This is a genomic window from Carboxylicivirga marina (assembly GCF_016612505.1).
Lineage (GTDB): Bacteria > Bacteroidota > Bacteroidia > Bacteroidales > Marinilabiliaceae > Carboxylicivirga > Carboxylicivirga marina.
On sequence record NZ_JAENRR010000031.1, the window covers coordinates 47,110 to 60,894 of the forward strand.

At 37.1% G+C, this 13,785-nt stretch carries 11 protein-coding genes; 6 read left to right on the forward strand and 5 right to left on the reverse strand.

All coding sequences use genetic code 11. The annotated features are described in order from the left end of the window. Window positions 1-71 precede the first annotated feature (71 nt). A complete protein-coding gene (locus JIV24_RS13355) occupies window positions 72-1,118 on the forward strand; it encodes an endonuclease/exonuclease/phosphatase family protein (protein WP_200465553.1) in 1,047 nt (348 codons plus the stop codon). A gap of 82 nt (window positions 1,119-1,200) precedes the next feature. On the opposite strand, the gene nadD is transcribed toward JIV24_RS13355, so the two are convergent. From nadD to JIV24_RS13370, 3 genes are all read right to left on the reverse strand, one after another. Continuing rightward, window positions 1,201-1,776, reverse strand: coding sequence for a nicotinate (nicotinamide) nucleotide adenylyltransferase (gene nadD, locus JIV24_RS13360; RefSeq protein ID WP_200465554.1), 576 nt, complete (start codon window positions 1,774-1,776; stop codon window positions 1,201-1,203). A 4-nt stretch (window positions 1,777-1,780) separates the two neighbouring features. Next, window positions 1,781-2,353, reverse strand: coding sequence for a guanylate kinase (gene gmk / locus JIV24_RS13365; RefSeq protein ID WP_200465555.1), 573 nt, complete (start codon window positions 2,351-2,353; stop codon window positions 1,781-1,783). Window positions 2,354-2,418: 65 nt separating this feature from the next. Then, window positions 2,419-3,294, reverse strand: coding sequence for a YicC/YloC family endoribonuclease (locus JIV24_RS13370; RefSeq protein ID WP_200465556.1), 876 nt, complete (start codon window positions 3,292-3,294; stop codon window positions 2,419-2,421). A 242-nt stretch (window positions 3,295-3,536) separates the two neighbouring features. Here JIV24_RS13370 and JIV24_RS13375 point away from each other — a divergent pair, with 242 nt between their 5' ends. Together JIV24_RS13375 and JIV24_RS13380 are read left to right on the forward strand one after the other, a co-directional pair. Beyond that, on the forward strand, window positions 3,537-4,913 hold the full coding sequence (locus JIV24_RS13375) for a fasciclin domain-containing protein (RefSeq protein ID WP_200465557.1): 1,377 nt from the start codon (window positions 3,537-3,539) through the stop codon (window positions 4,911-4,913). 142 nt (window positions 4,914-5,055) lie between these two features. After that, a complete protein-coding gene (locus JIV24_RS13380; protein ID WP_200465558.1) occupies window positions 5,056-5,940 on the forward strand; it encodes a MerR family transcriptional regulator in 885 nt (294 codons plus the stop codon). A 7-nt stretch (window positions 5,941-5,947) separates the two neighbouring features. On the opposite strand, the gene JIV24_RS13385 is transcribed toward JIV24_RS13380, so the two are convergent. Both JIV24_RS13385 and JIV24_RS13390 read right to left on the reverse strand, forming a co-directional pair. Then, window positions 5,948-7,288, reverse strand: a complete 1,341-nt coding sequence (locus JIV24_RS13385; RefSeq protein WP_200465559.1) for an MATE family efflux transporter — start codon at window positions 7,286-7,288, stop codon at window positions 5,948-5,950. Between the two features lie 167 nt (window positions 7,289-7,455). Further along, a complete protein-coding gene (locus tag JIV24_RS13390) occupies window positions 7,456-8,853 on the reverse strand; it encodes a tryptophanase (RefSeq protein WP_200465560.1) in 1,398 nt (465 codons plus the stop codon). Window positions 8,854-9,415: 562 nt separating this feature from the next. Here JIV24_RS13390 and JIV24_RS13395 point away from each other — a divergent pair. The 3 genes from JIV24_RS13395 (at window position 9,416) to JIV24_RS13405 (ending at window position 13,687) form a co-directional block, all read left to right on the forward strand. After that, window positions 9,416-10,855 (forward strand): DUF3078 domain-containing protein, encoded by a 1,440-nt coding sequence (locus JIV24_RS13395; protein WP_200465561.1) that lies wholly within the window; start codon window positions 9,416-9,418, stop codon window positions 10,853-10,855. 362 nt (window positions 10,856-11,217) lie between these two features. Next, window positions 11,218-12,450: an MFS transporter gene (locus tag JIV24_RS13400; RefSeq protein WP_200465562.1), complete on the forward strand. Its 1,233-nt coding sequence runs from the start codon at window positions 11,218-11,220 to the stop codon at window positions 12,448-12,450. Window positions 12,451-12,472: 22 nt separating this feature from the next. Then, window positions 12,473-13,687, forward strand: a complete 1,215-nt coding sequence (locus JIV24_RS13405) for a PNGase F N-terminal domain-containing protein (RefSeq protein WP_200465563.1) — start codon at window positions 12,473-12,475, stop codon at window positions 13,685-13,687. Window positions 13,688-13,785 lie beyond the last annotated feature (98 nt).

Consider the following 13,785-nt stretch of genomic DNA (forward strand, 5'->3'; position numbering starts at 1 on the left):
GTATATAAGGGAGTGAAGTTGTGATATGTTAGGATTAATTGCTATTTTTCGAATCCATAAACTAAATGAATATGTTAATTATTAAGAGGGCGTTCTTTATCGTTGGTATAGCTTTATGTATTGCTTCATGTTCAATATCAGAACGAACCATTAGCAATAGTAACGAGCCTGTGGTTGTGGGGTTTTATAATCTGGAGAATCTTTTCGACACAATCAATTCACCTGGTGTTAGAGATGGAGAGTTTACGCCAGAAGGTCAAAAAATGTGGAATTCTGTTCGCTATGCTGATAAGCTTGATAAAATGGCAGCTATAATTCGACACTTAGGAGATACCATTGGAGTGAATGGTCCTGCAATTCTTGGCCTGTGTGAGGTTGAAAACCGTTCAGTCATCGAAGATTTAGTAGCCCACAATTCTATTAAGGAACTTGGCTATGAAATTATCCATAGGGATTCGCCTGACAGACGTGGAATAGACGTGGCATTATTATATCAACCAAGTGTTTTTGAAGTAAAAAATGTAAAGGCACATCCTTTATATATATATGATCAGAATGATGGGGACCGAATTTATACGCGAGATCAATTACTGGTATCTGGCTTAGTAAAGGGTGAAATGTTACATGTCGTAGTCAATCACTGGCCATCGCGATATGGAGGAGAGGAGCGCAGTCGTCCGTCAAGAAAAGCTGCTGCTCAGTTAAGTCGTTCAATAGTTGATTCTTTACAAAGTATTAATGAACATGCTAACATTATACTTATGGGCGATTTGAATGATGATCCGCATAATGTGAGTGTAAAAGAAGAGTTGAGAGCGGTTGTTAAAAAGGATCTGCAAAACGATGATTTGTATAATCCTTTTGCCGAAAAGCATCAGGAGGGTGAAGGAACGCTTTGCTATCGTGGAACCTGGAATATGTTTGATCAGATTGTGATGTCGCAAAGTTTGTTATCAGGCTCCGCTTCATTGAAATATAAAAATAGCTACGTGTACAGTATAGAGCCATTAAAAGTTCAGGAAGGAAAGTATAAAGACTATCCTTTCAGAACTTATGTAGGGAACAGATATGATGGCGGTTATAGCGATCATTACCCTGTTGTTATTGTAATCGAATAAAATATTAGTTTATACCTTTAGTTATGAATGATGGTCGGATAGCAAATGTGTTGTCCGGCCATTTCTCTTTAGTGACCTCAATTTAGATGTAAAGCTTGTGCTCTTTGATGTATTCAAATACCCTTTCAGGAACAAGGTAAGGAGTTGATTTTCCTTCTTTAATCCATTGTCTGATATCAGATGACGCTATCTCAACCAGAGGTGCATTGCTTAGCTTACAATTGTTGGGTAATTGTTTGGCGTCAAGATGATAACCTGGTCGTGGGTAAATCAAAATGTTGTAATTGCTAATGATCTCCTCGGCCGACTTCCACTTGTTAAAGCGAATAATGTTGTCAGCCCCCATGATTATGCTGAATTTTTTTTCAGGATAACGTTTGGTTAGGGCATTAAGAGTATCAATGGTATACGAAGGAATTGGTAAGCTTAGTTCAATGTCTTCAGCTCGATAAGTTTTTTGCTCTTCGGTTGCCAGTCTAACCATTTCAATACGCTGTTCAGAATCAAGCAGGTCATCTGCTTTTTTAAACGGATTAAGTGGACTAACCACAAACCAGATTTCACTGAGACCTTCGAACTCGTGCATGTAATTGGCTAAAGCCAAATGCCCAATATGAATGGGATTAAAAGAGCCAAAGAATAAACCGACTGATTGCACTTAATTATTTATTTAAGAATTGTGACAGCGCTTTTTCTGTTTCTGCTAGAGCTTGTTCGAGGTTGTCATTGATTATTACTTTGTCAAACTCTGGGGCAAAAGCCAATTCTTTCTCAGCCTTGGCAATGCGTATGGCGATTTTTTCGGCAGAGTCGGTTCCCCGATTTTCAAGTCGTGTTTTGAGTTCTTCAATCGAAGGAGGTTGTACAAATACACTTATGGCTTTGTTGCCGTACATCTTTTTTATATTGACACCACCCACAACGTCAACATCAAATACAATATTACTTCCTTTGGAACAAATGCGCTCTACTTCGCTTTTGAGTGTTCCATAAAACGTGTTTTCATACACTTCTTCCCACTCTAAAAAGGCATCTTCTTTAATTTTAGCTCTAAACTCATCGGGTGTTAAAAAGTGATATTCCACCCCATCCTTTTCGTTGCCTCGTGGTTGGCGGCTAGTGGCTGATATTGAAAATTCTATGTTGAAACCTTTATTTAATAAAGCTTGAACAATAGTGCTTTTTCCTGCACCCGAAGGTGCCGAAAAGATGATGAGTTTACCTTCTCTCTTCATTTTTCTCACTGTGGTATGGTAACAGAAATCTTTCAATTGATCAAAATTGACTAGTGCTTTATGTTTTAGAGTACGTTAAGGATTTGTTCCTTAATTTTCTCTAATTCATCTTTCATACGAATAACAACTTTTTGGAGATCAGCATCATTGGCTTTAGAACCAAGGGTGTTAATCTCTCTTCCAATCTCCTGGCAGATAAAACCCAATTTCTTTCCAACCGCATCTTTGTTTTCGATAGTTTCCATAAAGTAGTCAAGGTGATTTTTTAATCGTACTTTTTCTTCGGTCACATCGAGTTTTTCAAGGTAAAAGATGATCTCCTGTTCAAAGCGGTTTTCGTCTATCTTGTTGCTTTGGCCTAGTTCCTCCAGGTTTTCACGTATGCGTGTCTTTATTTTTTCAATACGTTGTGTTTCGTAGTTAGGAACTTCTTTTAATAATTCACCAATTAGTGTTATTCGTTCCTTAATATCTTTTTCTAAAGCCAGCCCTTCACGCTTTCTGAAGTCGATAATGTCATTGATGGCCGATTTTAGAGTTTCCATAATCGCTTTCCACTCTTCTTCGTCCAACTCTGCTAATTCTATTTTAACAGTATCAGGTAACGGCATTATAACTTTTAAATAGTCTGTAGAGCCTTCTAAGCCTAAATCTTCGGCAATTGATTTTAATTGCTCATGGTACCTGCCAATTACTTGCTGATTTATTTTGGTAATCTTATCTGATGTGGCAGCCTCAACATAAAAGCTCAGGTCGATTTTTCCACGCGATAATTGTTTGCCAAGTAAGCCTCTTACTTCAATTTCTTTTTCCCGGTACAAGTTTGGTAGACGAGTATTTAGGTCTAGCTGCTTGCTGTTTAGTGATTTGATTTCAATGCTTATCTTTTTGTTAGGAAGTTCGCAAACGGCCTTCCCATAACCGGTCATCGATTGAATCATAAGTTTCTGTTGTTACAAGTAAAGCGCAAAGGTAATCTTTTTCTACTACATGACTAAGGAAAACAAAGCCATAGAATGTATAAAAAGTCTGTCTAAATAAAATTTGTAAATATTAAACAATCAATAGGTTTTATTTAGAATGCATAATAATGACTAAAGAATAAACAAAAAGATTAAACAAAAATATGCCTCTCAGGTTTACCTTATAAATCACCATTTAAAAACCATTAAATATTAAGGACATGAAACGAGTAATTGACAATTTCGGAAAAAACCTTTGGGTATTGATACTTTTATTAAGTATGGCATTTGTAAATGTATCATGTGATGATGACGACGATGATGAAGCGGGTAACGAAGAGCCAATGCCCGTGGAGACGATGACTATTACAGATATTGCTGCTGGCAATACGGACTTTAGCATCCTGGTGGCGGCTTTACAAAAAGTTGGCTTGGACGATGATTTGGCTTCAGAAAGCGGAGAGTTCACAGTCTTTGCGCCAACTAATGCCGCTTTTGCTGATTTGCTGGAGGAGCTTGGCGCAAGTGGATTGGATGATATCTCAAACGATGTTTTGACAAGTGTACTGTTGTATCATGTTGTTTCGGGCTCGAAAATGGCATCCATGATTGAAACTGGCTATTATAATTCGTTAAGTGCCGGACCAATGGATGGCTATGGACTATCATTCTATGTTGATATGGCTACTGGTACTATCAATGGAAGAGCAATGATAACAGCTACTGATATTAAAGCTGATAATGGAGTCATCCACGTGATAGACAAGGTTATTTTGCCAATGAGTATTACTGATCACGCCATTGCCAACCCTGCATTTTCATCACTTGTTGCAGGTGTAGTGAAAGCTGAATTGGCAGGTGCTCTGGATGACGATGCTGCTACATTTACCGTGTTCGCTCCAACCAACGATGCTTTTGATATGTTTTTTACAGACATGGGTATTACATTGGATGATTTATCTAAAGAAACACTCTCATCTGTGATCCTTTATCATGCCATTGGTGCTTTTGTTCCTGCTTCAATGGTGGAGGCTGGGTATTTCCCCACATTAAGTACAGCTTTTGAAAGAAACATCAGTGTTAAAGTAGATACGGATGGTGGTGTAATGTTAAATGCAGATAGTGAGGTGGTGGCCACCGACGTTGTTGCAACCAATGGTATTATACATGCGATAAATAAAGTCATTATGCCTCCGGGTATAGTTGATATAGCCATGGATAATTCAAATTTCTCAATATTAGTACAGGCGGTAGTTAAAGCTGAATTGGTAGATGCCCTTTCGGGAGATGATCCTTTAACTGTTTTTGCCCCGACTAATGCAGCTTTTGAAGAGTTATTTGCTGCCATTAATGTTACTGGAATTGATGACCTGACGAAAGAAGACCTAACGCCTATACTTTTAGCTCATGTGGTTAGTGGTAATGTGGCTTCAACCGATTTAAGCAACGGCAATGTTCCAACACTTAATGATCAAAAAATGATTGCTATCAATGTTGATAGTGGTGTCTCAATTGATGGAACCATTAATGTGGTAGCAGCCGATATTCAAGGTAAAAATGGAATAGTTCACGTTATTGATAAGGTGATTGTTCCTTAATAGTCGGTTCAGACGTTGAGCTTAATGGGGGTGATTGTGCCCCCATTTTTGTTTTTAATAAATACAGGATTGATGAACATTAATTGCATTTAATGCGTTAAAGATTCAAACATTAAGAAGAAGATATTTTACAACCTGATATATGGCATTTTACTCAATAAAAGATTTAGAAAAGATTTCGGGCATTAAAGCTCACACAATAAGGATTTGGGAACGCCGATATAATCTTATTGAACCAGAGCGTACTGCTACTAATATTCGTTACTACAACGATGATGATCTGAAGCGAATATTGAATGTATCTATTTTAAATCAAAATGGTTATAAAATATCGAAAATTGCACAGATGAATGAAGCTCAATTGCGTGAGCGTGTCATAGATTTGTGTTTGGATACCCGAAATACCGATGTGCAGATTGAAAGCTTATTGGTGTCCATGCTTGAGATGGACGAAGGTAAATTTACCAATGTACTAACCAATTCCATTATTAAACTAGGGTTTGAATCTACGGTAGAAACAATTCTATTTCCTTTTCTTGATCGTATTGGAATTCTTTGGCAAGCAGGAACAATTAATCCAGCACAGGAGCATTTTATTTCTAACTTAATTCGTCAGAAATTGATTGTGGCCATTGATAACGAAATGCAAAACTTTATACCTAAAGGCGATAAAAATATTGTGTTTTTCTTGCCGGAGAATGAGTTACACGAAATTGGCTTGCTATTTTATAGTCTTATAGCTCGAAAAGAAGGATATAATGTGGTTTACTTGGGAGCATCTGTTCCAACTGAGGATTTAAAAGTTGTGGTAGATGTACGAAAAGCTGATGCTTTATTTACCTCATTTGTTGCTGCTCGTAAACAGGAGGAGTTAGAACTGCTGATGAGTGAAATAGCTGGCTCTATTCCTGACATACCTGTTTATATTATGGGTTTGCAAATTAAAGAGATGCAACCCAAAATACCTTCGCGTTGTCAAATTATTACCTCGTCTAAAGATTTCAAAAACCTGTTAAATCAGTTGTAGGAACAATCTAATTGCTGTGTTTCACGACACTTTTAAACTTCCATCTCCCCGTAAAGTAATAGATGAGCGAGCCTGCTAATCCCATGCTCCATCCGATAGGAATGGCCCACCAAATGCCATTGACACCAAAGTGTTTGGATAAGACGAGGGCAAATGGTATGCGAATAACCCAAAGAGAGAATAGGGTTATAAACATTGGAATTAACGTGTCACCAGCCCCTCGCAATACACCGTGCATTACAAACATGGTTGAGAAAATCATGTAAAATGAACTTACAATAACCAGATAATTAGTGCCATGAGCAATAACTGCTTCATCCTGGGTAAATGCCTGCATCATATACTCGCCAAAGAATACTACTATTAACATTACAACAAGTGATATACCCCAGGCCATAAATAATGTGGCCCGAAGCCCTTTTTTTATTCGGTCAACTTTATTGGCTCCAAGGTTTTGACCAACAAAAGCAGATAAGGCACTAGCCAGGTTGAGGGCGGGCATAGCTGCCAAAGCATCAATTCGACTGGCAACAGAAAAGGCAGCCAATACATCGGTGTCAAAATTATTTACAATCCTGATGAGTGCCATAATTCCTAAAGCCACAAATGTCTGCTGAAATCCGGTTGGTAAACCAATACGGATGCTCTGCATGAAAAGTTCTTTGTCGAATCTAAACTTGAAGATGTTAAAAGAAATTATTTGATGTTTTTTGTTGAGGTAAATAGCACCAGAGATAAAAGCACCAGCTTGGGCAATTAAGGTGGCATATGCAACGCCGCTAATTCCCCAATTAAAAACAACGATAAAAACAATGTCCAATACAATGTTAACAACAGTGGCAATCACCATGAAGTACAAAGGTGTCATTGAATCGCCTAAGCCTCTTAAAATTGACGAAGTACCACTAAAGCCAAAGAATGCGATCATGCCCATCATGAAAACATTGAAATAATCAGTTGCCAAGGGTATTACCTCTTCTTCAACGTGTAGGAGTCGAAAAATATCCTCACTAAAGATTATACCAATGGTGGTGATAATAATCGAAGCAATAAACAAAAAGATATAGGTCGTATCAATTGCCCTTTTGACCTTATCGAGGTTTTTAGCACCAAAATACTGGCTGATAATAATTGTTGCCCCACTGCCTATACCAATTACAAAAGCTATTAGTGCATAAAAAATAGGAGAGGAGGCGCCAATGGCTGCAAGTGCTTCTTTGCCAAGGTAATTTCCAACAATTATACTGTCAACAACATGGTAAAGCTGTTGCAATAAATTGCCCAAAACCATAGGTAATGCAAATTTAAATATGAGCTTCGCTTCATTTCCTACGGTCAGGTCTTTCATTTAATTGTAATTGAGTATCGACAAGTACAACCACTATAAGGTTGTTTTGGTTTAACTAATGGAATACAAAACAAACCAAAAAATAAAGGGTAGCAAAGTTATCATCAATAAAAAAGACTGACTCAATAGGGAGCCAGTCTTAATGTGTGTGATTATGAGTGTTTATCTTACTTCTCTACACTTTCTGTTACCGCTGGAGCTAGTTCCACTGTAAAATGGCGCATTAATGGTGCCTCATCTAAAATGGTATAACCATGCTTAATCTCATCACGACGATCATACACATTCTTTAGTGCTACTGCAATAACATCCATGTGGTTGTTGGTGTATACACGTCGAGGGATAGCCAGGCGCAACAGCTCTAAATCAGGATAACGATTTTCGCGTGTGGCCGGATCTCTATCTGCTAATAAGGTGCCGATTTCAACCCCACGAATACCTGCTTCTTTATAAAGTTCAATGCCTAATGTTTGGGCAATGTATTCTTCTTTAGGGATATGCGGTAAGAAACGCTTGGCATCAACAAAAATGGCATGGCCGCCAAAAGGCTCTTGTACAGGAACACCAAACTCTTTTAATTTATTACCAAGGTAAGCCACTTGCTTAATTCGTGTTTCCAAATAGTCAAATTCGGTACCTTCATCCAGTCCTTGTGCCAATGCATTCATGTCTCGGCCCGACATTCCGCCATAGGTGACGAATCCTTCGTAAATGATGTTAAATTGGCTGGCTTTTTTGTAAAGATCTTCTTCGCGCAAGGCAATAAAACCGCCCATATTAACAATGGCATCTTTTTTACTACTCATGGTCATGCCATCGGCATATGAGTACATTTCTTTTACAATCTCTTTAATGCTCTTATCAGCATATCCTTCTTCACGAAGCTTAATGAAATAGGCGTTTTCAGCAAAGCGAGCAGAGTCAAACAATACACGAATACCATACTCTTTAGCTAAGGCGTATACATCACGCATATTTTCCATCGAAACAGGTTGCCCACCAGATGAGTTACAGGTAACTGTAACAATTACCATCGGTATATTTTCTTTTGGATGCGATTGAAATACGTGCTCTAATTTATTTAAGTCGAGGTTGCCTTTAAAAGGATGGTCAACCGTTGTGTCAAATGCTTCATCAATGGTACAGTCAATAGCACTTGCCTTTCTAAATTCGATGTGACCTTTAGTTGTATCGAAGTGTGAGTTGCCAGGCACTACATCGCCTTCCTTTACCAATGCTGAGAAAAGAACATTTTCAGCTGCACGTCCTTGGTGTGTCGGTAAAAAGTAATCAAAACCAAGTATGTTTTTAATGGCATTTTTTAGATTGTAATACGATGATGCACCGGCATAGCTTTCGTCACCTAACATCATAGCTGCCCACTGGCGATCACTCATGGCGCCAGTTCCACTATCAGTTAGTAAGTCAATAAAAACCTGATCGCTTCGTAAGTTGAATAGGTTATACTTCGCATTTTTAATCCATGCTTCTCTTTCTGTACGTGTGCTTTTGCGGATGGGTTCAACCATCTTAATCTTAAAAGATTCTGAAAAAGGTAATTCCATTATTTATGTTTTTAGTTTTTTTAGAAATATCAAATGTTATCTATCAGATAGCCTGTATGCCCAATAGGGATATGGTATGTATCGATAAATAAAAACGCTTGAAATGTAAAATGTGGTATTCCGCGTTGGCGGTTGTTAACAGGTGAATTCGTCGCGGTTTTTAATGTTTATAAAAACGCGATTAGATAATGCAGATTGTATATAGTTATTCACCATTTTGATCTATTAACAGTGCAAATGTAAAAAACATACACAAGAGTCAAAAAAAAGAATTGTTAAATTGTAATAAGTCATAGTTTTGATAATTAAAGCGACTCATAAAGAAGTCAGAAAAGTTAATCAGGAGAGTGTTTTGTAGTGCTTGAGTTATGTTATCGATATGATAGTGCTCTGAATAGGCACATTGCGGTTTGTTTAATAATTGTTTATAAATTAGAGTCTGTGAACATATGGAAAGTGTATTTAAACCATTTTAGCAGTTGTTCATTTTCGGGTTTAAGGATATTCCTGTTATTTTTGCAATAGAATTTCACCTGACACATAAAGGACCTACAGTATTAGAATGAATCAATCTGCACGTTCATATTATAAAATAGTATTCGTTATTAGTATGTGTGTTACCTGCTATAGCACGTCGCTTCTTGCTCAATGGCAAGGTTATGGTTTTGATTGGCGTTATTGGTCAGGTAATCCATCAATGCATCGTCAATGGCAGTCTTCACTTTATAAATATCAGAATGTAGATAAGTATCCAGAGCTCTCAAAGCTATATATTACAGATTACATTGTTAATGAGATAGAAAAAGATATCCGAATTGAAGCATATTTATTTCCTTCTTTGGTAGCAGATGATGTTAAGGTATTTACTTTTGAACCAAAATTCAGAGTTCCGATTCATCCTCGTATATACTATCAACCAACCGTTTTTGTTCAGAAAGAACTGAAGGATTATGAGGGGTTAATGCAATCAAATTCAATATCTCATGAATATGCTTCTGTTTTTGATAAGCAATACTTTATTTCAGAGGCCAGAGATAACTACGTATTTTCTCAACCTGGTAACATTCAATTATCCTGGGATTCTATACCTGATGCTCCAAGAATTGGTGACGGTTTCTTAGAACGTCGTTCGGCACGTGATGGGATAAATTTGTTATTGAGAGATAATGCATATAATACGCGCCCAAGTTTAGAGAAAATGCGTTTCTCAACCGGACCATGGACGCTCAAAGGCACAGAGAATATTCTATTGGCGCAAGGTTATGTTGAGAATTGGGTTAAAGGTGGAGAAAGCAGCATTAGTTTAGGAAGTGATTTGCGTTTAATGGCCAATTATAAAAAAGGTAAACATGAGTGGGATAATTATATTATTCACAAAATTGGCGTGGTATCAACCGAGAATGATCCGGGTAGAGTTAATAACGATTTAATTGAAATTAACACGAAGTATGGTCATCAGGCATCGGAGAAATGGTACTATAGTTTTTTATACAATTTTAAAACACAGTTTTTCAATGGTTATGAAAAAGACGATGTAGACCGGGAAGAGCCTATTTCAGGATTTTTTGCACCTGCATATATGTCGTTTGCTGTTGGTATGGATTTTAAGCCCGATGATAAATTTACATTACTGCTTTCTCCTATCACAACACGTATTACTATTGTCGCTGATACGGTAAAGTATAAGGAAGAAAATTATGGTATTCCTAAAGGGAAGAATTACAATGCGGTTAATGGTATTTCAGTAGTTAACAATTTTGCCTATCAGATGTCGAGAGAAATTAAGTTGTCATCACGTTTAGATGCGTTTTACCAATATTTGGGCAAAGTAAAAGACAATGAAGACAGGCAAGTTCAAATAGACTGGGAGGTTATTATGGATATGCGGATTAATCGATTTTTGTCAACTCGTTTGCTTGGGCAGGTACGTTACTTTACGAATGAGTCTACGAGGGTTCAAGTTCGCGAAAGTTTTAACATCACTTTTAGTTATACATTTTAAAAGGTGTTGACTGTCAGTTGTTAATAATCTCTTAAGCTTGATTTTAACTTCTTTTAACTTTAGTTATTATGTGTTAGTGTTAAAACGACTTACATTTGCAATGTGAGAATAAGGGAAAATAATTGTAACAAAATATCGTAACAAAAATTTATTTCTTACGTATTAGAATTTGAAAGTTAGGCACCTGAGGTGCCAATAAAAATATTGAGTAAGTTTTCTCATAGTTTAGGGTTAGGTTTGGTTAAAAGTTGAAAGTCGTCTTAAAGAATGCTTTAAGGCGGCTTTCTTATTTTATATATTCTCGTAAGAACTATAGTAATATTAGCTTGTTGTTATTTTAGCACTACCATAACACTTACAAGTTGAGCATAAGTAAAGATAAGCAGTTCTACAAATTTAGCCTTTATGGTTTTTTTAAAAACCTGAAGTTCTTCGACCCTGTTCTCTTATTATTTTTTATTGATAAAGGCATTAGCTATTCTGAAATTGGCATATTGTACGCCTTTCGGGAATTGGTTATCAATATATTTGAGATTATATCAGGTGTAATTGCTGATGTTTTTGGGCGCAAGCGTGCCCTGATAGGAGCTTTTGTAAGCTATCTTATCAGCTTTGTTCTTTTTTATTCGTTCGCAAATTTCTGGGGATTTATGTTGGCCTTCTTATTTTATGGTGTCGGCGATTCATTCAGAACAGGTACTCATAAGGCAATGATTCATGCTTATCTTGTAAGGAATCAGTGGCTAGATATTAAAACCCGATATTATGGCATGACACGCTCGTGGTCACAAAAGGGTGCTGCGATTTCTTCATTGTTAAGTGCAGCTTTTATTTTTTACACGGGCGATTATTCATTAATGTTTTTGTTTACACTTGTTCCTTATTTTTTTGATTTAGTACTTATTAGTTCATATCCCTCGTATTTAAATGGTAATAAATCCGAAGGATGGAGTACGATACTTTTAGATTTTAAGAAGCACCTGGTTGCGTTATATCAATCAGTAAAAGAGCTATCTGCCTTAAAAGCTCTTGTATTAACAAGTAGCTTTACCGGATACTATAAGGCGATGCGCGATTATGTGCAACTGATTGTTACCAGCTTGTCAGCTTCGTTATTACTGTCGAAAAGTTTTTCGGAGGAGCAGAATATCGCTATTTATATTGGCGTCACTTACTTCCTAATTTATTGGCTGACATCATTTGCCTCTAAAAAGGCATTTCTATTTGAAAAGTATCTCAAAGGCGTCAAAAATAGCTTGAGTCAACTCCAAATTATTGGTTATGTACTAGGGTTTATTGCTGGTATGTTGTTTCTTTTTGATTATTATTTATTCGCATTGCTTTTCTTTAGTTGTATTTTTATTATTCAGAACCTAAGAAAACCATTGGCGATGAATTATATAACATTAAGGTTTGATGACGATTTGATGGCGAGTGTTATGTCTGTTGAATCGCAAAGTGAAACTGTTTTTACAGCCATATTTGCTTTGATTTTAGGTATATTGGTTGAAGTCTTTGGTTTGGGGTGGGGAATTACAAGTTTGTCTGTAGTATTAATAGTGCTATCGCTGTTAATTCGGCGATTAAAAATTTAATTTATCATTTAAATATTTAAAGATGAAGTATGTTGCTTGGCTATTTATTGTATTTGTTTTGTTTGGTTGCGGACCAAAAGTTATTGATTCCATAGGTGATAAGAGTATTTCTGTATTTGATAATGAGCATTTGTATTTTGATGCAGGGGCTTTTAGCGATGAATTAAATGAGCAAAATGTGACGTATCGAATAATGGATGGTCGTATTTTAATGAAGAAAATATCGTTGCCAGATTATCAACGTGAAGTGGACGTTTCTGTTAAGGTTACAGTGGCATCGGCAGGCGATCGTTGGGATAAATCAGGTTCTTTGTTTGTGATACCCAATACAGCAGTTGATAATTTTGTAAGCTTGCAACCTAATGGTGTTCTACCCGAAGGAAAGGCAGAGCATGAAGATTTAAAGGGGATAGTGTCAAGCGACACCTATAAGCCTGTTGTGGAGCTCATGCGATTTATGACGCCATTTGGAGTCGGTTATTATAACGACAAAATGGATTCACGTAAGCCTGTATACATTCCGCATTGGGAAGATAAAGTGGTGTGGGAGCAAGATGTTACTGAGCGTTTATCACTATTGGAAGGAGAGGTTTGGATTGGGATCTGGATTGATACCTGGACAAAAGAAGGCTATACAGTATCGGTAGAGATGAATTTTGACGAAACAGAATATCAATATGCTGAAAAGCCTTCTGCCAAAGTGAAGTCATTGCTTAATACCATTCCTTATTTTAAGGAGCAGAAACATGTTGATTTGTTCGCCAGAAAAGATTTAGAGCTGAAAGCTAGTGTGCCTGCTTCGGCCAAGAACATTCGATTAAACTACATTACCACAGGGCATGGAGGCCACTCAGGAGGTGATGAGTTTGTTAAGAAAGTGAATATAGTAAAAGTGAATGGTAAGGAGGTGATTAATTTTATACCATGGCGCGATGACTGCGCTGCTTTCAGGCGTTTTAATCCTGGATCTGGTGTTTGGTTGATTGAGGATACTGCTGCTTACATCGATTGGAATACCTGGCAATACGAGGAGAAGGTAATTGAAGAACGATTGGCATCGTCTGACTTATCTCGTTCTAATTGGTGTCCCGGCTCCGACGTAAGACCATACATTGTTGATTTGGAACTTAAAGAAGGCGAACATCATTTTAGCTTTAGTGTTCGTGATGCACAGGAGATTGAAGGAGATGAAATGAATCACTGGCTAGTGTCGGCCTATTTAACCTGGGAAGAATAAACGAATATAATTAATCTAAAATCACTAGCCTCCGAAAGTTTTAATAAAACGTACAAAAACATAGTAGAAGCCCAATGTTTAGGTTAAAAAACAAAGAT